The sequence below is a fragment of the Cellulomonas endophytica genome (genome assembly GCF_004123805.1).
In the GTDB taxonomy this organism is placed as follows: Bacteria; Actinomycetota; Actinomycetes; order Actinomycetales; family Cellulomonadaceae; genus Cellulomonas; species Cellulomonas endophytica.
The window spans coordinates 1-19,957 of sequence record NZ_RWJX01000011.1 but is presented as its reverse complement, the minus strand read 5'-3'; the positions used below and the strand labels follow the sequence as shown (position 1 = coordinate 19,957).

Here is a 19,957-nt window from a genome sequence, read left to right as displayed (position 1 = left end):
GTCGTGCCCGGGCGGCCGCCGGCCCGGGGAGGGGCCGGCGGGTCAGGCCCGGGTGCGCCCCAGCGCGCGACGGACCACCTCGTCGTCGTCGGCCCCCTCCTCGCGCCAGCGCCGCTGCTCGTCGGCGCCCGTGCCCCCGGCGAGGAGCGCGGCGAGCCGCTCGTCGACCCAGGCGAGGTCGCCGGTGGCGCGCAGGGCGGGCGCCACGTGCTCCCGGAGCCGCCCGACGACGTCCGCCGCCGGCGCCGGCAGGCCCGACAGCGGGTCGACGAGGTCCCCGCGCAGCCCGGCGTGCGCGGCCTGCCAGCCGGCCACCCGCAGCAGCTCGGCCCGCGGCGGGTCCGGGTCGGGGTCCGCCGTCACCGCGGTGTCCGCCAGGGCCCGGACGAGCGCCCCGAGCAGGGCGGCGTCCCGCGCGTCGAGGCAGACGTCGGCGACCCGCACCTCGACGGTGGGGTAGCGGGCCGAGAGGCGGGCGTCGAAGTAGACCATCCCCGCGTCGAGGATCGTGCCGGAGTCGAGCAACGCCTGCGTGGCGCGTCGGTAGCCCTCGGCGTCGCCGAAGGGCGCGGTGGGGCCGGCGGTGGGCCAGCGCCCCCACACCTGCGAGCGGTAGCTCTGGTAGCCCGAGTCCTGGCCCTGGTAGAAGGGGCTGTTCGTCGACAGGGCGAGAAGCACCGCGTTCCACCGCCGCAGGTGGTCGACGACGCGGACGCCCTCCTCGTCGTCGTCGACGCCCACGTGCACGTGGCAGCCGCAGGTGAGCTGGTCGGCGGCCGTCCGCCCGAACACCTCGCCGATGCGCAGGGCGCGCGGCTCGGGGACGACCGTGGCCTGGACGAGCTGCGGGGCGGTGGCGAGCGCGACGACCCGGGCGCCGGCGCGGCGGGCGGCGTCGTCGGCGTGCGCGCGGCCCGTGCGCAGGGCGTCGAGGAGGGCCCCCACCTCCGTGCACGGCGGCGTCGAGGTCTCGAGCTGCTCCTGGGTGAACTCCTTCTCCAGGTCGCCGCCGGGCCGGTCGGGGTCGGTCGCGGCGTCCGGGTCGCCGGCCGCGGCCGCGGCGCGCTCGCCCGCCAGCACCGCCCCGGCCACCGCCCGCGGCCTGCCGCCGGGCGTGACCAGCAGGAACTCCTCCTCGACCCCCATGGTGCGCACGGCACAGTGTGGACCGGGGCCCGGGCGGCGGGCGACCGCGGCGCGCGGGTCGGCGCCCCCCGGCGGCGTCACCCGAGGGCGACGAGGGTGCGCACGTCGTCGTCGGGCAGGACGTCCGCCACCGCCGTCACCGACAGCTCGCCCAGCACCGCCACGCCGTGGTGCACCGACAGGAAGGCGGTGTCGGAGGCGTCGCGGCCCGTGGCGATCCGCACCAGCGTCGACCGCGGGGCGAGGGTGGTCGCGTCCACGACCCGCCACGCGTCGTCGACGTACGCCTCGGCGACCGCGTGGAAGTCCATGGGGTCCAGCCCGGGCGCGTACACCGCCACGAGCCGCGCCGGCACGTCCAGGGCGCGCAGCAGCGCCACGACGAGGTGCGCGTAGTCGCGGCACACGCCCTGCCGGGCCAGAAGGGTGGACACCGCCCCGTCCGTCGGGCCGCTCGAGCCGGGCACGTAGGACAGCTGCGTGCCCACCCAGGAGCTCACGGCGGCGAGCAGGTCCGCGCCGACGAGGCCCGCGAACTGCGCGCGGGCGGTCGGGCCGAGCGTGTCGGACTCGGAGTAGCGGCTGGGCCGGCGGTAGCGCAGCAGGTCGGCCTCGGCGACGGGTGCCGGCCCCGAGCGGCCCGTGACCGTGGCGCGGTAGTCGATCCGCAGGGCGCCGGGCTCCGCGTCGAGGACGTGCCAGCGGGTCCCGTGCTCCACCCGCAGCTCCCGGGGCTCGATCGGGCGGCCGTCGAGGGTCACGTCCCAGTGCTCCTCGAGCGTCCAGCCCGGCTCGTCGGCGACCGCGACCTCCAGGACGAGCGTGGACGCGCGCTGCACGTCGAGGGTCATGTGGGCCTGCACGTCACGCCGCATGGCCGCGAGTCTGCCCGCCCGGGACCCCGCCGGTCGGCCCACCGCGGTCCCGGCCCCTGTGGCGCTCGACACGCGGTGCGGGCGGTCTCAGAGGACGCGGGCCAGGAAGTCCCGGGTGCGCTGCTCGCGGGGGTCGACGAGGACCTCGCCGGGCGGGCCGCTCTCCACCACGACGCCGTCGGCCATGAACACCGCCTGGTCGGCGACCTCGCGCGCGAAGCCGATCTCGTGCGTCACGACGACCATCGTCATCCCGCTGGCGGCCAGGTCCCGCATGACGCCGAGCACCTCGCCCACGAGCTCGGGGTCGAGGGCCGAGGTGGGCTCGTCGAAGAGCATGAGCTCGGGGTCCATCGCGAGCGCCCGCGCGATCGCCACCCGCTGCTGCTGACCGCCCGAGAGCTGGGCGGGGTAGTGGTCGACGCGGTCGGACAGGCCGACGCGGTCCAGCAGCTCGTGCGCACGCGCCCGGGCGGTGGCCCGGTCGCGGCGCAGGACCTGCACCTGGGCCTCGACGACGTTGCCGAGCGCCGTCATGTGCGGGAAGAGGTTGAAGCGCTGGAACACCATGCCGATCCGGGCCCGCTGCTGCGCGACCTGGCGCGGGTGGAGCCGGAACAGGGCGGGTGCCCCGCGGCGCACCCCCTCGCGGTAGCCCATGAGCTCGCCGTCGACCAAGATCCGCCCCGCGCCGATCTCCTCGAGCTGGTTGATGCAGCGCAGGGCCGTCGACTTGCCCGAGCCCGACGGCCCGAGGACGACGGACACCGACCCGCGGGGGACGGCGAGGTCGATGCCGCGGAGCACGTGGGCGTGCCCGAACCACTTGTGGACGCCCTCCATGCGGACCATCGGCACGTCGCCGGTCGGGCCGGCGCCGGGGGCGGGGGCTGCTGCGGCGGTGCTCATGCGGGGCCTCCGGTGGGGCCGCCGGTGGAGCGGCCCATGTCGTCGACGACGGGCGCCTCGGGCGTCGTCCGCGCCGCGTTGATGGCGGCCTGCCGGCCGCGCCCGCCGGCGGGACGGTGGCCCTCGAAGCCGCGGCCGTAGTACCGCTCGAGGAAGTGCTGGCCGACCATGAGCACGCTCGTCACGGCCAGGTACCAGATCGCCGCGACCATGAGCAGCGGCACGGGCTGGAAGGTGCGGTTGCCGATGGCGTTCGTCGCGAACTGCAGGTCCAGGGTGAACGGCACGGCCAGCACCAGCGAGGTGGTCTTCAGCATGGAGATCGTCTCGTTGCCCGTCGGCGGCACGATGACGCGCATCGCCTGGGGCAGGACGACCCGCCGCAGGATCGCGGGGTCCTTCATGCCGAGGGCCCGGGCGGCCTCGGACTGGCCGGGGTCGACGCTCTGCAGGCCGGCCCGGACGATCTCCGCGAGGTAGGCGGCCTCGTTGAGCGCGAGCCCGACCAGCGCGGCGCGCCCGGCGGTGACGAGGTCCTGGGTGTCGAACTCCGCGAACGCCGGCCCGAACGGCACCCCGAGCGAGATCACGGGGTACAGGACCGACAGCAGCCCCCAGAACACGAGCTGCGTGTAGATGGGGGTGCCGCGGAAGACCCAGATGTAGGTCCACGACACGCCCCGCATGACGGGGTTGTCCGAGCGCCGCATGACCGCGAGCAGCACCGCGAGCAGCACGGCGATGACCATGGAGCCGACCGTGAGCCCCAGCGTCCAGCCGACGCCGCGCAGGACGTTGGGGCTGAACAGGTACTCGGCGACGGTCGGCCAGGCGAACGTGTCGTTCGTGACGAGGCCGTGCACGACCATGGCGGCCAGCACGGCGACGACGGCCGCGGACACCCACCGGCCGGGGTACCGGACGGGGACCGCGTGGATCCGCTCCGGCTCGCCGGCGGGCGTCCGCGGGGTGCTCACGGGCGTCAGCCCACGCTCGGGTTGAGCTCGGCGGTCTCGACGGCCCCCGCGTCGTTGCCCCACGCCGCGAGGATCTCGCCGTAGGTGCCGTCGTCGATGAGGGACTGCAGCGCCGCCTGCACGGCCTCCGTCAGCTCCGGGTCGTCCTGCGACACGACGATGCCCTGCGGCGCGCTGGCGAACACGTCGCCGAGCTGCTCGAGCTGGCCGCCCGTCTGCTCCACGGCGTAGGCGATGATCGGCGAGTCCGCCCACATGACGTCGGCCCGGCCGCCGACGAGCGCCGTCGTGACGTCGGTCTGGGCCTCGAAGCGCAGCGGCTCGACGGGGTCGCCGGCGGCCTCGCACTCCGGGATGAGGGTCGCCTCGAGCTCCTCGTCCTCGACCGTGCCCGTCTGGACGCCGACGACGAGCCCGCAGAGGTTCTCCGGGTCGACGCCCTCGGGGTTGCCCGCCTGCACGGCGTAGGCCTCGCCCGCCTCGAAGTAGCTGATCATGTTCGCCTGCTCGAGGCGCTCGGGGTTGATCGTGAAGGACGACATGCCCACGTCGTAGCGCGACCCGATGGCGGGGATGATCCCGGTGAAGTCCGCGGGCTGGACGTCCGCCTCCAGGCCCAGGCGGGCGGCGACCGCCGTGATGAGGTCCACGTCGTACCCGACGACCGTCTGCCCGTCCTCGGCGATGAACTCGGCCGGCGCGTAGCTGGCGTCCGACCCGACGACGAGGGTGCCGGCCTCGGCGACGTCGGCGGGCAGCAGGCCCGCGAGCTCCTCGTCGGCCTCGACGGCGGAGACGTCGTAGCCCACGACCTCCTCGCCCGCGGCGGGGGCGCCGGAGGAGGCGCCGTCGGCGGCGGGCTCGCCCGAGCAGGCGGCGAGGAGCAGCGAGGCCGCGGCGAGAGCCGGGACGAGGGCGAGGGGTGTGCTGCGCACGGGTGTCCTCCAGGGCGCCGCTGGCGGGCGCGGTGTCCGTGACCGGCCGTCGACGCGCGGGGCGTCCCGGGCCGACCGGGGGTGGGAGCCGCCGCCGGGTGGGCGGGCCGCCCGGGACGCTAACGCGGCGATGTTACGGCGTGGTGTCCGCCCGCCCGGCGCGCCACCGCCGCGCCGGACGGCTCGAGCCCGGGCGCCCGGCGCTGTGGGCGGCCCGGCGCGACGGGGCCGCGACCGGATGCGGTGCCGGCGCGGCGCGCCCAGGATCGGCTCGGGCGCCGCCGTGGCGCCCGGCGAGAGGGGCAGCGCGATGACCACGGGCAGCACGGGCAGCACGGACGGCACCACCGGCACCACCGGCACGGGCGGCGACGCGCTCGAGAGCCTCGTCGCGCCCCCCGGGCCGCGGGGCGTGGCCGTCGTCACGGGTGGCTCCGCGGGGCTGGGCCGTGCGATCGTGCGGCGCCTGGCGCAGGACGGCTGGGACGTGGCCGTGCTGGCGCGCGGCCGGGACGGGCTGTCGGGGGCGGTGGCCGACGTGGCCGCGCTCGGCCGGCGGGCGCTGGCGGTGCCGACCGACGTCGCCGACCACGCCCAGGTGGAGCGTGCCGCCGCCGCGGTGGAGGACCGGCTGGGGCCGGTCGACCTCTGGGTGAACAACGCCATGACGGGTGTCTTCGGCACGTTCCTCGAGGTCGAGCCCGAGGACTACGAGCGGGCGACCTCCGTGACGTACCTCGGCTTCGTCAACGGCACCCGCTCGGCGCTGCGCCGGATGGTGCCCCGCGACCGCGGCACGGTGGTGCAGGTCGGCAGCTCCCTGGCCTACCGCGGCATCCCCGCGCAGTCGGCCTACTGCGGGGCGAAGCACGCCATGGTGGGGATGACGGAGTCCGTCGTGGCCGAGCTGCTCGGCGCCGGCAGCCACGTCCGCGTCTGCATGGTGCACATGCCCGCGCTCAACACCCCGCAGTTCGACTGGCTGAAGAACCTCCTGCCCGACCGGGCCCAGCCCGTGCCGCCGATCTACCAGCCCGAGGTCGGCGCCGAGGCGGTCGCGCACGTCGCCCGCCACCCGCGCCGTTCGATGTGGGTGGGGACGAGCACGGCCTACACGATCCTCGGCAACCGGTTCGCCGCGCCGCTGCTCGACCGGTACCTCGCCCGCAACGGGATCTCCGGGCAGCAGGTCCCCGGCGAGGCCAAGCCCGACCTGGGGCCGAACCTCTACGCCTCCGTGCCCGGTGACCGCGGCGCGCACGGGGCGTTCGACGACCGCGCGCGGGACCGCAGCCTGCAGGTGTGGGCGGACCGCAACCGCGGCGTCCTCGCGGGTGCCGCGGCGGCGGCCGGGACGGCGACCGCGCTCGCCGTCGGCCTCCTGCGTCGCCGGTGACGCGCGGGGGCAGCCCGTGGTGCGGCCTCTCCCCGCGCCCGTCGGCGCCCTGACCTGCCGTCCTCACCGTGAGACGCGGCGCCGTGTGAGGTCCGCGTTGCGCTGAGGTGACCTGCGCGTGCCACTGGCGGAAACATGGTCCTCGTACCGTGACCCCCGTCGGTCCCGTCCGGGCCGGCGCGTGCGGACGAGGAGGTGGCATGACCGCGATGCTCGGGGTGGACCTCACCGGTCGCCGGGTGCTCGTCGCCGGCGGGGGTCCCGTGGCGGCGCGCCGCGCGGAGACCCTGCTCGCGGCGGGCGCGGACGTGCTCGTCGTCGCCCCGGCCCTCTGCGAGGCGCTGGCCCAGGTCGTCCGTGCCGGCCGCGTGCGGTGGGAGGGGCGCCGGGTCGAGGCCGCCGACCTCGACGAGGCCTGGCTCGTGCACACCGCGACCGGTGACCCCGCCGCGGACGCCGCCGTGGTGCGCTGGGCCGAGGACCGCCGGGTCTTCTGCGTGCACGCCGGGGACGTCGCGAGCGGCACCGCGCGCACGCCGGCGGTCGCGCGCCAGGGCGACGTCCTGCTCGGCGTGGTCTCCACCGCGGTCGCGGACCCGCGGCGCTCCGTGGCGGTGCGCGACGCGCTCGCCGCGCACCTCGAGGCCGGCGGCGCCGACCTGCGCCGTCGCCGCGCCGCGCGTCCCGGCCACGGGCGCGTGGTGCTCGTCGGCGGGGGGCCGGGGGACCCCGGGCTCCTCACCCTCGCCGCCCGGGCCGCCCTGGCCGAGGCCGACGTCGTGGTCGCCGACCGCCTCGGGCCCGTGAGCGTGCTCGACGAGCTGCCCGCCGACGTCGAGGTCGTCGACGTCGGCAAGCAGCCCGGCCACCACCCCGTGCCCCAGCGCGAGATCAACCGGATCCTCGTCGAGCGGGCGCTCGCCGGGCACGTCGTCGTGCGCCTCAAGGGCGGCGACCCCTTCGTCTTCGGGCGCGGCGGCGAGGAGGTCCTCGCGTGCCGGGAGGCCGGCGTCCCCGTCGAGGTCGTCGCGGGCGTGTCCAGCGCCCTGGCGGCGCCGACGGCGGCCGGCATCCCGCTGACCCACCGCGGCACGGTGGGGGCCTTCCTCGTCATGAACGGGCACGACGGCTGGGGCGCCGCCGCGCTGACCGGCCTGCGCGAGCGGGGGCTCACCATCGTGGTGCTCATGGGCGTCGCCGTGCTGCCCGACCTCGTCGGCGAGGCGCTCGCGGGCGGCGTCGACGTCGGCACCCCGGTCGCCATCGTCGAGAACGCCACCCTGCCCGGCCAGCGGGTCACCCGCGCCCGGCTCGGCGACGTGGTCGGCGTGGCCGCGCGGGCGGGCGTCCACGCCCCGGCCGTCGTCGTGCTCGGCGAGGTCGCCGCGGAGGGGCTGCTCGCCGGTGCCGCGGCCCCGGGGGCGGTCGCGTCCCGGTGACCGCTGCGCCCGGCCCCGGCACGGCGACGGCCGCCCCCGCCCCGGTCCCCACCCGTGCCGGCGAGGCCATGGACCAGGTCCTCGCCGGGTGCGTCGTGCTCGTGACGGCCGACCGGCGCGCCGGCGAGCTGTCCGCCGCGCTCATGCGGCGCGGCGCCACCGTCCGGCACGCGCCGGCCCTCGGGATGGTGCCCCACACGGACGACGCGGCCCTCGTCGCGGCGACCCGCGACCTGCTGGCCGACCCGCCGGACACCGTCGTCGTCACCACGGGCATCGGCTTCCGGGGCTGGGTCGAGGCCGCCGACGCGGCCGGGCTCGCGGAGCCCCTCGTCGCCGTGCTGTCCCGCGCCCGGATCATCGCCCGCGGCCCCAAGGCGCGCGGGGCGATCCAGGCGGCCGGCCTCACGGCGGACTGGGTCGCGGAGTCCGAGACGAGCGCGGAGATCGCGGAGGTGCTGCTCGACGAGGGCGTCGCCGGCCGGGACATCGCCGTGCAGCACCACGGCGCCGGCGACGACGGCCTCGACGCCGCCTTCACCGCCGCGGGCGCCCGGGTGCGGTCCCTCGTCGTGTACCGCTGGGGCCCGCCGCCGGACCCCGAGGTCGTGGCGGCGTCCGTGCGCGCCACGGCGGCGGGGGAGGTCGACGCCGTCGTCTTCACGTCGGCGCCCGCGACCGCCGCCTGGCTCGCCGCGGCCGACGCGGAGGGGGTCGCCGACGCCGTGCGGGCGCGCGCCGCGGACGGCTCGCTCGTGCTGGCCGCCGTCGGGCCCGTGACGGCCCGGCCCCTCCTCGACCGGGGCGTGCAGCCCCTCGTGCCCGACCGCGGCCGGCTGGGCTCGCTCGTGCGCGCCGTCGTGACGCACTACGGCGGGCTCCAGGCGCTGCGGACCGTCGCCGGGCCGCTGCGGGTGCACCGCAACGCGGCCGTGCTCGACGGGCAGGTGCTGGCCCTCACCCCGACGGGCCTGGAGGTCCTGCGCCTGCTCGCCGGCGCCGCCGGGCGCGTGGTCCCGCGCGACGAGGTGCTGGCCGCGCTGCCCGGGGCCTCGCGGGACCCGCACGCGGCGGAGGTGGCGATCGCCCGCCTCCGCGAGGCCACGGGCAGCCGCGCCCTCATCCGTACGGTGGTCAAGCGTGGCTACCGGCTCGAGCTCGAGGAGGACGCATGACCACCCCGCAGGTGCGGCCCGTGCCGCCGGCCCTGGTCGGCTGCTCGCACGGCACGGACGACCTCGCCGGCCGCTCCGCGGTGCGCTCGGTCGTCGAGTCCGTGCGGCAGGCCCGGCCCCACCTCGACGTGCGCGAGGCGTTCGTCGACGTCCAGACGCCCGAGGTCGGCGACGTCGTGGCCGGTGCCCTCGCCGCCGCGCCCGAGGCGGTGGTCGTGCCGCTGCTGCTGTCCGTGGGGTTCCACACCTCCGTCGACATCGCCGAGGCCGTCGCGCGGCCCGGCGCGGTGGCCGCGGCGCCGCTGGGGCCCGACGAGCGGCTCGTCGACGTGCTGGTGGACCGGCTGGAGGCGGTGGGCCTGCGGCGGGAGGACCACGTCGTGCTCGCCGCGGCGGGCTCGAGCGTGGCGGCGGCGGCCGAGGCCGTCCAGGTCGTGCGCGCCGCCCTGGCCCGGCGCCTCGGGCGACCGGTCGCCGTCGCGTACGGCGCCGGTGCCCGGCCGCGCGTGCCGGACGCCGTCGAAGCGGCCCGGGAGGGACTGGTCCCGGGGGGCCGGGTCGTCGTCGCCTCCTACCTGCTCGCGCCGGGGTACTTCCTCGACCGGCTGCTGGAGGCGGGGGCGGACGTGGTGACGGCCCCGCTGGCGCCGGACCCGCGCCTGACGGCGATCGTGCTCGACCGCTACGACGCCGCCCGGGCCGAGCTCGCAACCCGGGCGGTGGGGACCGACGACCAGGGGCGGTCCGTGGGCGGCCCGGAGGGGGGTGCCGGCGCCGGTGCGGAGGACGCGCCCGACGCGGACCCCGTCCTCGTCCCCGCCGGCGACCTCGCCGTCGTCGCCGGGGTGCGCCGCGGCGTGACGGGCGTGCTGGCGCCGGCCCTGGCGCTCGCCGCCGTGGCGCTCGGCGTCGCGGCTCTGGGCGGCCGGTCCGGCGGACGGCCCGGCGCTCGGCCCGGCGCTCGCCCCGTGGGGGGACCGCGCCCGTGACCCGCGCAGGGCGGGCGGGGGCTGTGGAGGATCCGTGCCGGGGGACCTGAGTCCCTCAGGTCCGGCCGGGCGGGCGTCGATCATGGGGGCATGAGCAGCGCACCCGCCCTGGCCCCCGACCTGTCCGCCGCACTCGCCGACGCCCTCGCCCGCACGGGCGTCCTCGTCGACGACGAGCTCCCGCCCTACTGGGACTGACCGCCCGGACGGTCCGCGACGGTCCGCGACGGTCCGGGGACGGTCCGTCAGAACCGGAACGGGATGGGGATCGGCCCGCAGCAGCACACGCCCCGCACGTCGGACGCCTGGAGCAGGCGCGCCGCCGCCGCGCAGGCGACGAACCGCGCGACCGTCGGCGCCACCGCCCCCCGCAGCCCGCGCCGCCGCACGAACCCGCGCACCGCGCCGGAGCAGGAGTCCCCGCCGTGGGCGACCCGGTGCGCGCAGGACCAGCCCTTGTGCGGCGAGACCCGGCGCTGGTAGCCCGCGACGAGGCCGTCGGCGATCCGGGCGCCGACGCCGGGCCCGTCCATCCGGGGGCCGGCGGAGGGGCGCCGGCCGGCGACGGCGGCGAGGGCCGCGCCCACGGCGGGTCGGAGGGACTGCGGCATCGGACGCTCCCGGGGTGAGGGGTCGGGTGGGCGACGACGCTACCGACGTCGCCGCCGACGGCAACCGCGGGACCACGCCGTCCGCGACGAGCACGTCCGCAGGGGGGCGTCCTGCCGCCGGTGACGCGGACCCGCCGGTACCGTCGGCCGGCATGGCGCAGGGGCGGGACGACAGGTGCGGGCTGCGCGGGTGCGCCTGCGAGGACCGGCGGACGCTGCGGACCGCGGCGAACGCCGTCACGCTGGCCCGGACCGTCGGCTCGCTGGCCCTCGTCGTCCCGGCGGCCGCGCTGCGCTCGTGGCCGCTGCTGGTCCTCGCCTACGCGGTGTACTGGATCGGCGACGTCGCCGACGGGGCCGTCGCCCGCCGTCGCGGTGAGGAGACCCGCGTCGGGGCGGTGCTCGACGTCGTCTGCGACCGGGTCAACACCGTCCCGTGCGTCCTCCTCGTCGCCGCGCTCGTGCCCGCGCCCTGGCCCGTCGCGGTCTTCCTCGTGCAGTTCGCCGTCGTCGACCTCGTGCTGTCCCTGCTGCCCCTGCGCTGGCCCGTGCTCTCGCCGAACTACTTCGCGCTCGTGGACCCGCTCGTGCACCGCCTCAACTGGCACCCGGCGGCCAAGGCGACGAACACGATGCTGCTCGTGCTCCTCGTCGTGCTCGTGCCGGACCAGCGGCCGGCGGTCGCCGTGGCGACGACGGTGCTGCTGGTCAAGGCGTTCTCGCTGGCGCGGGTGGTCCGCCTGCTGCGGGACCCGGCGACCGCGCCGCCGCGCCGCCCGGCCCGCGCCCACCTGGGCACCGGCGGGCGGCCGGCGTCCGTGCCCGCCCGCGCCGCCGACCCCGGCGCCGTCACGGCCCCCGCCGCCGGGTGAGCGCCGACCTCGTCCCGGCGGTCCTCGCGCTGCTCACGGGCCTCGTCGTCGGGTGCGTCTCCGCCGTCACGCCGTTCCTGCCCGCCGAGGCGTACGTCCTGTCGCTGGCCGTCGCGGAGCCGGGCACGGTCGCGCTCGCGGCGGCGCTCGGCACCGCGGGCGGCCAGACCGTCGGCAAGGTGCTCCTGGTGCTGTCGGTCCGCTCGGCGGCCGGCGCCCGCCCGTGGGACCGGCTGCTCGCCCGGCGCCGCCGTGCCGTCGTGGCCGCGGCCGGGACCGGACGTCCCGCCCCGGGCGACGACGGCGTGCCTCCGGGAGCGGACGCCGCGGGCGGGGCCGGCGGCCGGCGGTCGGACCGCACCCGGGGCGAGGGGCCCCTGGCCCGGGCGCGCCGGCGGGCCGCCCCGGCCCTCACCGGGGCCCGGCGCGGCCTGGCGGTGGTCCACCGCTCCGCCCTGGCCCTGCTCGACGGTCGCGCGGGTCCGGCCGTGGTCGTGACCAGCGGCGCGATCGGGATCCCGCCCCTGCTGGCGGTGGCCGCCTACGCCGGGGCCTCGCGCCTGGGCGTGCGCACCTTCGCCGCCGCCTGCCTCGTCGGCCGGGCCGTCCGCTTCACGACCCTCGCCCTCGTGCCCGCCTGGGCCGGCGGCCTCCTCGGCCACGGGTAGGTCGCGGGCCGCCGCCGCCGCCCCCGGCGACCGGACGGGTCAGCGGGGGCCGGGCCGGCGCGCGGGGACCAGGACCCGCAGGGCCTCCGCGGCCAGCGTCACGTGCACGGGCGTGGTGCCGGTGATCTCGCCGTCCACGTCGAGGGCCAGGGGGCGGTCCGTCGACACGTGGAACTCCGTGCCCGTGAGGTAGCCCTTGCGCGCCATGGGCTGCCACGGCGTCAGGGCCTGGTGGACGGTGGCCCCGACCGCGGAGAGGCGCGAGGGCCCCCCGAGCGCGTAGGCGACGAGGAGCCGGTCCTCGATGCCGGCGTCCGCGGCGATGGCGGTGCCGGCGTGCACGCCGCCGTTGGCGACGTTGAGCTGGTGGGTGCGGAAGCGCCAGGTGAGGTCGCCGCTGCGCACCTCGGCGGTGAACGCGCGGTGCCGCACGAGCGCCCGGCCCGCGGTCACGGCGTAGGCGGCCCGCCCGATGCGGCGCTTGAGGGCGTGCGGGGTGCGCCCGGCCACCTCGCCGGAGATGCCGATGCTCACGAGGTTGGCGAACCAGTCGCCGTTGGCCCGCGCGAGGTCGACGGCGTGCACCTCGCCGCCCGCCACCACGTCGACGGCGTCGCGCAGCCGCAGCGGCAGGCCGAGGCTGCGCCCGAAGTTGTTCGTCGTGCCCAGCGGCAGGTAGCCCAGCACCGTGTCGGTGCGCGCCAGGTGGTCGACGATGCTCGCGACGGTGCCGTCGCCGCTGCCGACCACGAGGAGCGGGGGACGGGCGGCCAGGACGCGGGGGAGCAGCGTCGGCAGCTCCCCGGCGGGGTCGCGCACGAGGTGCTCCGCCGTGACGACGACCCCGCGCGCCTCGAGCATCGCGCGCACCTGCCCGTGCAGCGCGGCGCCGCGGCGCGAGCGGACGTTCACGAGCAGGACGGCCTCGCGGGGCCGCGGCACGGCCAGCGGTGTCGTCATCGGTGCGCCTCCGGTCGTCCCGTGCGGTGGGCGGGCGGGTCGCCGGCGACACGCGCGACGCCGGCGCCCCGGACGCTACCGGCGCCGGGCACGCCGTGGGCCGTGCCCGGCCTGTGCGCGCGCCGAGCGCCCGCCGCACGGCAGGATGGGCGGCGCCCGGTCCGCGGCAGGACGCCGCGCCCGGGGCACGACGGCGCCCGTCGGGCGGACGGAGCACGCGACGGTGCCGGCGGCGGACACGCGACGGAGCGGTCGCACGAGGCGAGGAGGACGGACCATGGGCCAGGCGGGGCGTGCGCGATGGGTCGAGGGGCCGGACCACCGGGCCTGGCTGGCGCAGCAGCTGGCGCTCCAGCTGCGCTTCGGCCGGAGGTTCCCCCACCCCGACGGCGGGGCCGCCTACCTCGACGACGAGGGCGCGCCCGACCTGTCGCGGCCGGTGCACACGTGGGTCACCGCCCGCATGGCGCACGTCTACGCCCTCGGCCACCTCGCGGGGCTGCCCGGGGCCGGCCCCCTGGCGGCGACCGCCCTCGACGGGCTGCGCGGCCCGCTGCGCGACGGCGAGCACGGCGGCTGGTACGCCTCCGTCGGGCCCGAGGGCCGGGACGGCACGAAGGCCGCCTACGCCCACGCCTTCGTCGTCTTCGCGTCCTCCAGCGCGACCGTCGCCGGCGTGCCCGGGGCCCGGGCCCTGCTCGACGAGGCGCTGGACGTCCTCGACCGCCGCTTCTGGGAGGACGGCCCGGGCCTGCACCTGGACTCCGCCTCCGAGGACTGGTCCGAGGTCTCCGGCTACCGCGGGGTCAACGCGAACATGCACAGCGTCGAGGCGCTGCTCAGCGCGGCGGACACCACGGGCGACCCGGTGTGGCGCGAGCGGGCGGCGCGCATCACGGCGACGGTCCTGGGCTGGGCGGCCGGCAACGGGTGGCGCATCCCCGAGCACTTCGACGCGGGCTGGGCCCCGCAGCTCGAGCACCACCGGGACCAGCCCGACCACCCCTTCGAGCCCTACGGCGCCACCGTCGGCCACGGCCTGGAGTGGGCCCGCCTCGCGCTGCACGTGCGGGCCGCCCTCGGCGACGCCGCCCCCGACGCCCTGCTCGAGGGCGCGGTGGGCCTGTTCGACCGGGCCGTGGCCGACGGCTGGGCGGCGGACGGCGCCGACGGGTTCGTCTACACGACGGACTGGGACGGCACCCCCGTGGTCCGCCAGCGCATGCACTGGGTCCTCGCCGAGGCGATCGGCGCCGCGGCGGCCTTGGGCGCCGTCACGGACGACCCGCGCTACGAGGCGTGGTACCGCCGGTGGTGGGACCACGCGCTCGCGGTGTTCGTCCGCGAGGACGGGTCCTGGCAGCACGAGCTCGACGGGCAGAACCGCCCGGCGGGGACGGTCTGGCCGGGCCGCCCCGACCTGTACCACTCCGTGCACGCGGTCCTGCTGCAGCGCCTGCCGCTGGCCCCGACGGCCCCGACCGCGCTCGCGGCGGGCCTCCTGCGCTGAGTCGTCCGCGGGACGACCCGGGCGGCCGCCGCGCCGCGGTTCGTCGCCCCGCGGGACCGGGTGCGAGAGTGTGCCCGTGCCGACGCCGCTGACGACCTGGGCCCGCAACCACACCTACCGCGCCGCGCGCGTCCACGCGCCCCGCACGCTCGAGGAGCTCCAGGCCGCCGTGGCCGCGGAGCCCCGGGTGCGGGCCGTGGGCAGCCGGCACTCCTTCAACGACCTGGTGGACACGGACGCGCTCGTCCGCCTCGACGCCCTGCCGACCTCCGTCGACGTCGACGCGGCCGCGCGGACCGTGCGGGTCGCCGGCCCCGTCCGGTACGGGGACCTGGCCCCGGTGCTCGACGCCGCGGGCTTCGCGCTGCACACGATGGCCTCGCTGCCGCACATCTCCGTGGCGGGGGCGGTCGCCACCGCGACGCACGGGTCGGGCGACCGCACCCGCAACCTCGCCGCCGTGGTGCGCGGGCTCGAGCTCGTCACCGGGGACGGGCACCTGCGCGAGATCGGCGCCGACGACCCGGACCTGCCGGGCGCCGTCGTCGGGCTCGGGTCGATCGGCGTCGTGCACGCGGTGACCCTCGCCGTCGAGCCCACCTACGAGGTGGCCCAGGAGGTGCACCTGGACGTGCCGTGGGACGACGTCCTGACCCACCTCGACGAGGTCACCGGCAGCGCGACGAGCGTCAGCCTCTTCACGGACTACGCCGGCCCGACCGTGGCGCAGGTGTGGCGCAAGAGCCGGCTCGACGCGGGGTGGCGGCCGGGGGAGCGCGTGCTCGGCGTCGCCCCGGCGGACCACGCCGTCCACCCCATCGACGGCGGCGACGCCACGAGCGCCACGCAGCAGCTCGGCGTCCCCGGCCCCTGGCACGCGCGCCTGCCGCACTTCCGGATGGAGTTCACGCCGAGCCACGGCGCCGAGATCCAGTCGGAGTACCTCGTGCCGCGCGAGCACGCCGTGGCCGCCCTCACGGCGCTGCGGGCGCTGGGCCCGCGGCTGGCGGAGCTGCTCCTCGTCGCCGAGGTCCGCACGGTGGCCGCCGACGACCTGTGGCTGTCGACCGCGTCCGGCCGCGACAGCGTCGCGCTGCACTTCACCTGGCAGCAGCGCACCGAGGACCTCGCGGCCCTGCTGCCCGTCGTCGAGGCGGCCCTGGCGCCCTTCGACCCGCGCCCGCACTGGGGCAAGGTCTTCACGCTCGAGGGGGCCGGCGCGCCGGACGCCCTCGCGCGCCTGTACCCGCGGCTCGACGACTTCCGCGCCCTCGCGGCGCGGTTCGACCCGGCCGGCCGCTTCGCGGGGGACCTCGTCCGGCGGCACGGGCTCCTGCCCGCCTGACGGGCGGGTCGGGCACCCCGCCCCCGGGCGCCCGACCGCGCAGGCCCCCGAGGTCCGGCGGCCGTCCTGCGGGCGGTCGGGTCTCAGGCGGGGCCGTACGTCCCCGAGCCCGGCGTGGCGCGGTTGAGGGCGGCCTGGTGGAGGGTGTGCGTCTGCGGGCCGAGCACGCCGTCGACCGCGAGCGGGCCGCCGAGCAGGAGCTGCTGGAGCGCCGGGTCGACGCAGGCGCGCAGCCGGTGCTGGCGCACCGTGGCCGTGCGCGGCCCCTCGTCGCCGTCCTCCACCAGGGCGGGCTTCCCCGTCAGGGCGGCGATGTCGGCCGCGGGGACCGACGCGTTGAGGAAGCGCTGGTCCGCCGCGACGACCGCGGACGGCCGGGACAGGACGCCGTCGACCGGCGTGCCCATGACCTCCTGCCACCGGGAGACGGTCCGGGGGCCGCGGACGCCGTCGAGCGCGAGCCCGGCCGCGGGGGTCGGCGCCGGTGCGGCCGCGGCCGACGTCGCGGCCTCCAGCGCCGCCCGGGTCCGCGGGCCGTAGACGCCGTCGGCCTCGAGGCCGGCCGAGCGCTGGAAGGCGACGAGCGCCGCCTCCGTGCGCGCGCCGAGGTCGCCGTCGGCGCCCGCGGGACCGAGGTCGTGGCCGAGCGCGGCCAGGCGCCGCTGGAGCTCCGAGACGGCCGCACCCCGGTGCCCCCGCGCGAGGTGGTCGGCCGAGACGCCCTGCGCCTGCACCGGGGCCCCGCCGCCGCCCGCGTAGTCGGGGCGCCCGTAGCCGACGATCCACGACCGGCGCCGCTTGCGCAGGCAGGCGCCGCCGTTGCGCTGCTCGCCGCCGGGGCCCGCGGTGTTGCCCTCGATGGTCAGCACCGAGCCGTCCGCGGCCACGGACTCCACGAGCCCGACGTGCGACACCCGCCGCGGGCCGCCGGGGAAGTCGAAGTAGAGGACGTCGCCGCGGCGGATGCCGGCGGGGCCGCCGTGCCAGCGCCCGCGCGCCTGGAACCAGGCGACGCCGGAGGGCGTGTAGGCGTGCTTGGGGATGATGTCCAGCGCCCCCGCCTCGTTGGCCGACCACGAGACGAACATCGCGCACCACTGGCCCTGCGGCAGGCCGTACCAGGACCCGAACTTGGTCACCCCGCCCGGGCGGACGAAGTAGCCGATCTGCGAGGCGGCGGCCGCCACCACCGCGTCCGCCGTCGCGACCATCACGCACCCCCGCCGAGGTCGGCGGGCGTCTGGTCCGGCAGCGGGAACTCGTCCTCGGGGAAGACGGTGCTCTCCAGCAGCTCCGCGTCCCGGGGGCTGGACGCGTCGGCGACCGCCCCGCCCCCGGACGCGGCCGGCTCGGGTGTCGTGACGGGCCCCGCCGTGCCGGGGACCTCCTGCGCAGGTGTGGGGTCCACCGTGATCACTCCTCCGCGGTCGGTGGTGTGCGGCGCTGGTGCAGCGCTCTCGCTGCCCGGAGCCGCCGCGGGGCCGCCTGATACCCGCGGCCCGCCGTCCGCGCGCGGGTCGGCCCGGCGCCCGAGCACCGCCGCAGGGCCGCCCCCGGCTACCCCAGCGCGAGGAACGGCGGCGCCGGCACCCCCTGCTCCGGGCCCGTGCCGTCGACGGCCGCCCCCGCCAGCAGGTCCGCGAGCGCCGCGCGCGGCGGGACCCCGAGCTCCGCCGCCCGGGCGGCGACCCGCCCCGCGACCAGCGCCGCCGAGAACGACGTGCCGCTCCAGCGGGCCCAGCCGCGGAAGGGTGCGCCGCCGGCGGGGTCGGGGCCGCTGAGGTAGGTGCTCACGAGGTCCTCGCCGTCCGCGAGGACGTCGATCCACGGCGCGTCCGGGGGCGTGAAGGGGGACGGCACGGGGGCGCCCCGGCCGCCGCCCGGGCCCCGCCGGGCCGCCGGCCGGCGCGCGGCACCGACGGCCACGACGTCGTCGAGGGCGGCGGGCCAGGCGGGCCGCCGCCGCGCGTCGGACGCCGGAGGGGGACCGCCGGGACCGCCGGGACCGCCGACGGGGCCGTCGCCGTCGCCGTCGCCGGCCGCCCCGTGGTTGCCCGCGCAGGCGACGACGAGGACGTCGGGGTCGAGCCGGTCGACGGCGGCGGCCAGGCCCAGCGGCGGACGCCCGTCCTCCGTCGTGCAGACGAGGGAGAGGTTGAGGACCTGCACGCCGCTGCGGCCCAGCGCCACGACCGCGTTCGCCACGTCCCACGACAGGGCGCGCCCCTCGTCGTCCAGCACGCGCCGCACGCGGACCGTCGCCCCCGGCGCCTGCCGCAGCACGAGGCCGGCGACGAAGGTCGCGTGGCCCGCGGCGTGGGGGCGGGCCGTGCGGTGCGCGGTGCCCGGCGCCACGACGTCCTCCGGGACGCGGCCGAGCACCGCCCCGGTGAGCGCGGGGTGGGGGACGAGCGCGGTGTCGAGGACGCCGACCGTGAGCCCCGCGCCGGCCCCGGGCGCGACGCCCCGGGCGGCGAGCCCGCGGGCCGGGGGCCGGGCGGGGACCGGTGCGGGGCCGCCGCCGTGCGAGACGGTGCCGCCGCCGCCCGTCACGTGCCCGACGAGCCGGTTCCGCCCCAGGGTCGGCACCCAGCCCGCGTAGCGGTCCGCGCAGTGCGCCCGCAGCCGCGCGAGGACGGCCACGGTGGGGTCCGCCGCCGGCGCGCCGGCCGACGTCCCCCTCGGCGACCCGCCGGGCGCGCCGCGCCCCGGCAGCCGCCCGACGAGACGGGCCAGGCCCAGGTCGGCGGAGGGCGTGGCGACGACGTCCCGTGCGTCCCACCCCGCGAGCAGGCCCTGGACGAGCCGGGCGTGCTCGAGGGCGACGAGGAGGTCGAACGTCCCGTCGGCCGCAGGGGCTTCTGCGGGCGTGCGCGGTGCAGCCATGATGCCCCCGGAGGACGAGCGGTCGGGGCGCCACTATGGCACCGGGGGCGGGGCCGGCGGCAGGGGTGCGCGGCACGGGGGGAGGCGGCGTGGCGGCACCCGACGACGCGCCCCGCTCCGCCCGCACGTCCAGCACGCCTCCGACGGCCGGCGACGCCGTCCGGGCCGACGCCGAGGAGGCGCTGCGCCTCGCGGGCGACGACCCCGCGGCGGCGCGCACGCTCGCGACCCGGGTGGCGGCGCTCGCCCGGGCGGCGCGCCGCTGGGACGCGGTGTGCGTCGCGGAGCGCGCCCTGGGCGTGGCCGCGATGCAGCAGGCCCGTCTCGACGAGGCGGTCGCCCACCTGCGGGCCGCCGTCGCGGCGGGCGGGCGGGGCCACGACGCCCGGGCCCGGGGGGAGGCGCGCATGAGCCTGGCGTCCGCCCTGCTCCTGCGCGGGCGCCCCGGCGCCGCGCTGCGGGCCATCAGCACGGCCGTCGCCGAGCTGGACGGGGTCGCGGCCGCCCGCGCCCGGACGCAGCACGCGGCGATCCTGCAGGAGCTCGGCCGGCTCGACGAGTCCCTGCGCGAGGTCCGGCGCGCGCTGCCGGTGCTCCGTCGTGCCGGCGACGCCACCTGGCAGACCCGGGCCCTGTCGAACCGCGGCCTGCTGCACGCGTCCCGCCGGGAGTTCACGGCCGCCGAGTCCGACCTGCGGGCCGCCGGGCGGCTGTGCGCGGAGCACGGCCTGCGGGTGCCCGCCGCGATCGTCGAGCACAACCTCGCCTGGGTCGCCTCCCAGCGCGGGGACGTGCCGACGGCGCTGCACCACCTGGGTCGCGCGCGGTCGCGCTTCGAGGCGCTCGGCCTGCCGCTGGGGTCCGTGCTCGCCGACCACGCCGAGCTGCTGCTGTCCGTGCGGCTCGTCGACGAGGCGCGGGCCGCGGCGGAGGCGGCGGTGGCGGCGGACGCGCGCGACGGCCGCGGCAACCACGCGCCGGAGGCGCACCTGCTGCTGTCGACGGTCGCCCTCGTGCAGGGGGACGTGGACGCCGCCCTCGCCGCCGCCGACCGCGCGCTGCGCACCCTGGCCGCGCAGCGCCGGCGCGAGTGGGTGGTGCTCGCGCGGTGGGCCCGTCTGCAGGCCCTCGTGGCGGGCGGCCGGCCCGTGACCGCCGCCCAGTGCCGGCGCGCGGCCCTGGGCCTCGAGCGGGCGGGCTGGCAGGTGCCCGCGCTGGAGGCGCGCCTGCTCGCCGGTCGCCTCGCCCTGGCGGCCGGCCGCGG

Annotated in this window: 18 protein-coding genes and 1 pseudogene; 9 read left to right on the top strand and 10 right to left on the bottom strand. The window is 78.9% G+C overall.

The genetic code is table 11. The features are described from left to right. Positions 1–42 precede the first annotated feature (42 nt). From EJA20_RS05295 to EJA20_RS05275, 5 genes are all read right to left on the bottom strand, one after another. Entirely contained in the window at positions 43–1,146 is a 1,104-nt protein-coding gene (locus EJA20_RS05295; protein WP_129337147.1) for a carboxylate-amine ligase, read from the bottom strand. Positions 1,147–1,223: 77 nt separating this feature from the next. After that, a complete protein-coding gene (locus EJA20_RS05290) occupies positions 1,224–2,021 on the bottom strand; it encodes a transglutaminase-like domain-containing protein (RefSeq protein WP_129337120.1) in 798 nt (265 codons plus the stop codon). A gap of 87 nt (positions 2,022–2,108) precedes the next feature. Then, positions 2,109–2,930: an amino acid ABC transporter ATP-binding protein gene (locus EJA20_RS05285; protein ID WP_129337119.1), complete on the bottom strand. Its 822-nt coding sequence runs from the start codon at positions 2,928–2,930 to the stop codon at positions 2,109–2,111. Further along, positions 2,927–3,907, bottom strand: a complete 981-nt coding sequence (locus EJA20_RS05280; protein WP_240675069.1) for an amino acid ABC transporter permease — start codon at positions 3,905–3,907, stop codon at positions 2,927–2,929. Before EJA20_RS05280 ends, EJA20_RS05285 begins: the two co-directional genes overlap by 4 nt. Before the next feature lie 5 nt (positions 3,908–3,912). Further along, a complete protein-coding gene (locus EJA20_RS05275) occupies positions 3,913–4,842 on the bottom strand; it encodes an ABC transporter substrate-binding protein (RefSeq protein WP_129337118.1) in 930 nt (309 codons plus the stop codon). 310 nt (positions 4,843–5,152) lie between these two features. Here EJA20_RS05275 and EJA20_RS05270 point away from each other — a divergent pair, with 310 nt between their 5' ends. From EJA20_RS05270 to EJA20_RS05255, 4 genes are all read left to right on the top strand, one after another. Next, complete coding sequence (locus tag EJA20_RS05270; RefSeq protein WP_129337117.1) at positions 5,153–6,238, top strand: SDR family oxidoreductase; 1,086 nt, start codon at positions 5,153–5,155, stop codon at positions 6,236–6,238. A gap of 200 nt (positions 6,239–6,438) precedes the next feature. Further along, the gene (gene cobA / locus EJA20_RS05265; RefSeq protein ID WP_129337116.1) at positions 6,439–7,677 is read left to right on the top strand and encodes a uroporphyrinogen-III C-methyltransferase; all 1,239 of its coding nucleotides are present in this window, start codon (positions 6,439–6,441) and stop codon (positions 7,675–7,677) included. A gap of 68 nt (positions 7,678–7,745) precedes the next feature. After that, positions 7,746–8,852, top strand: coding sequence for a uroporphyrinogen-III synthase (locus EJA20_RS05260; protein ID WP_129337145.1), 1,107 nt, complete (start codon positions 7,746–7,748; stop codon positions 8,850–8,852). Further along, positions 8,849–9,841 carry a CbiX/SirB N-terminal domain-containing protein gene (locus tag EJA20_RS05255; protein ID WP_205687374.1) on the top strand — a complete coding sequence of 331 codons (993 nt, stop codon included), beginning with the start codon at positions 8,849–8,851 and terminating at the stop codon, positions 9,839–9,841. Before EJA20_RS05260 ends, EJA20_RS05255 begins: the two co-directional genes overlap by 4 nt. 245 nt (positions 9,842–10,086) lie before the next feature. Here EJA20_RS05255 and yidD read toward each other — a convergent pair whose 3' ends face one another. Further along, positions 10,087–10,452, bottom strand: coding sequence for a membrane protein insertion efficiency factor YidD (gene yidD, locus EJA20_RS05250; RefSeq protein WP_240675068.1), 366 nt, complete (start codon positions 10,450–10,452; stop codon positions 10,087–10,089). A 152-nt stretch (positions 10,453–10,604) separates the two neighbouring features. Between yidD and EJA20_RS05245 the strand changes: the two genes are divergently transcribed. Both EJA20_RS05245 and EJA20_RS05240 read left to right on the top strand, forming a co-directional pair. Next, positions 10,605–11,324, top strand: coding sequence for a CDP-alcohol phosphatidyltransferase family protein (locus EJA20_RS05245; RefSeq protein WP_205687373.1), 720 nt, complete (start codon positions 10,605–10,607; stop codon positions 11,322–11,324). Then, entirely contained in the window at positions 11,321–11,992 is a 672-nt protein-coding gene (locus EJA20_RS05240) for a hypothetical protein (protein WP_129337115.1), read from the top strand. Before EJA20_RS05245 ends, EJA20_RS05240 begins: the two co-directional genes overlap by 4 nt. A 39-nt stretch (positions 11,993–12,031) precedes the next feature. On the opposite strand, the gene EJA20_RS05235 is transcribed toward EJA20_RS05240, so the two are convergent. Then, positions 12,032–12,952 carry a diacylglycerol/lipid kinase family protein gene (locus EJA20_RS05235; protein ID WP_129337114.1) on the bottom strand — a complete coding sequence of 307 codons (921 nt, stop codon included), beginning with the start codon at positions 12,950–12,952 and terminating at the stop codon, positions 12,032–12,034. 277 nt (positions 12,953–13,229) lie between these two features. On the opposite strand from EJA20_RS05235, the gene EJA20_RS05230 reads away from it, so the two are divergent. Further along, positions 13,230–14,462: an AGE family epimerase/isomerase gene (locus EJA20_RS05230; RefSeq protein WP_129337113.1), complete on the top strand. Its 1,233-nt coding sequence runs from the start codon at positions 13,230–13,232 to the stop codon at positions 14,460–14,462. Positions 14,463–14,538: 76 nt separating this feature from the next. Beyond that, positions 14,539–15,807, top strand: coding sequence for a D-arabinono-1,4-lactone oxidase (locus EJA20_RS05225; protein ID WP_129337112.1), 1,269 nt, complete (start codon positions 14,539–14,541; stop codon positions 15,805–15,807). Between the two features lie 83 nt (positions 15,808–15,890). Here the strand turns inward: EJA20_RS05225 and EJA20_RS05220 are convergent, their stop codons facing one another. From EJA20_RS05220 to EJA20_RS05210, 3 genes are all read right to left on the bottom strand, one after another. Beyond that, positions 15,891–17,018, bottom strand: coding sequence for a peptidoglycan-binding protein (locus EJA20_RS05220; RefSeq protein WP_129337111.1), 1,128 nt, complete (start codon positions 17,016–17,018; stop codon positions 15,891–15,893). After that, entirely contained in the window at positions 17,018–17,215 is a 198-nt protein-coding gene (locus EJA20_RS05215) for a hypothetical protein (RefSeq protein WP_129337110.1), read from the bottom strand. The genes EJA20_RS05220 and EJA20_RS05215 overlap by 1 nt, the downstream gene beginning before the upstream one ends. A 149-nt stretch (positions 17,216–17,364) precedes the next feature. Further along, a complete protein-coding gene (locus EJA20_RS05210; RefSeq protein ID WP_129337109.1) occupies positions 17,365–18,693 on the bottom strand; it encodes a S8/S53 family peptidase in 1,329 nt (442 codons plus the stop codon). A gap of 89 nt (positions 18,694–18,782) precedes the next feature. Here EJA20_RS05210 and EJA20_RS05205 point away from each other — a divergent pair. Next, a pseudogene (locus EJA20_RS05205) lies at positions 18,783–19,957 on the top strand (hypothetical protein); the annotation flags it as partial.

What these genes read in the sequence shown, in the direction of transcription:
- EJA20_RS05235 (WP_129337114.1), bottom strand. Translation starts at nt 12,952, where the DNA reads ATGACGACACCGCTGGCCGTGCCGCGGCCCCGCGAGGCCGTCCTGCTC.
- EJA20_RS05260 (WP_129337145.1), top strand. Translation starts at nt 7,746, where the DNA reads ATGGACCAGGTCCTCGCCGGGTGCGTCGTGCTCGTGACGGCCGACCGG.
- EJA20_RS05230 (WP_129337113.1), top strand. Translation starts at nt 13,230, where the DNA reads ATGGGCCAGGCGGGGCGTGCGCGATGGGTCGAGGGGCCGGACCACCGG.
- EJA20_RS05290 (WP_129337120.1), bottom strand. Translation starts at nt 2,021, where the DNA reads ATGCGGCGTGACGTGCAGGCCCACATGACCCTCGACGTGCAGCGCGCG.
- cobA (WP_129337116.1), top strand. Translation starts at nt 6,439, where the DNA reads ATGACCGCGATGCTCGGGGTGGACCTCACCGGTCGCCGGGTGCTCGTC.
- EJA20_RS05270 (WP_129337117.1), top strand. Translation starts at nt 5,153, where the DNA reads ATGACCACGGGCAGCACGGGCAGCACGGACGGCACCACCGGCACCACC.
- EJA20_RS05295 (WP_129337147.1), bottom strand. Translation starts at nt 1,146, where the DNA reads ATGGGGGTCGAGGAGGAGTTCCTGCTGGTCACGCCCGGCGGCAGGCCG.
- EJA20_RS05255 (WP_205687374.1), top strand. Translation starts at nt 8,849, where the DNA reads ATGACCACCCCGCAGGTGCGGCCCGTGCCGCCGGCCCTGGTCGGCTGC.
- yidD (WP_240675068.1), bottom strand. Translation starts at nt 10,452, where the DNA reads ATGCCGCAGTCCCTCCGACCCGCCGTGGGCGCGGCCCTCGCCGCCGTC.
- EJA20_RS05245 (WP_205687373.1), top strand. Translation starts at nt 10,605, where the DNA reads ATGGCGCAGGGGCGGGACGACAGGTGCGGGCTGCGCGGGTGCGCCTGC.
- EJA20_RS05210 (WP_129337109.1), bottom strand. Translation starts at nt 18,693, where the DNA reads ATGGCTGCACCGCGCACGCCCGCAGAAGCCCCTGCGGCCGACGGGACG.
- EJA20_RS05285 (WP_129337119.1), bottom strand. Translation starts at nt 2,930, where the DNA reads ATGAGCACCGCCGCAGCAGCCCCCGCCCCCGGCGCCGGCCCGACCGGC.
- EJA20_RS05220 (WP_129337111.1), bottom strand. Translation starts at nt 17,018, where the DNA reads ATGGTCGCGACGGCGGACGCGGTGGTGGCGGCCGCCGCCTCGCAGATC.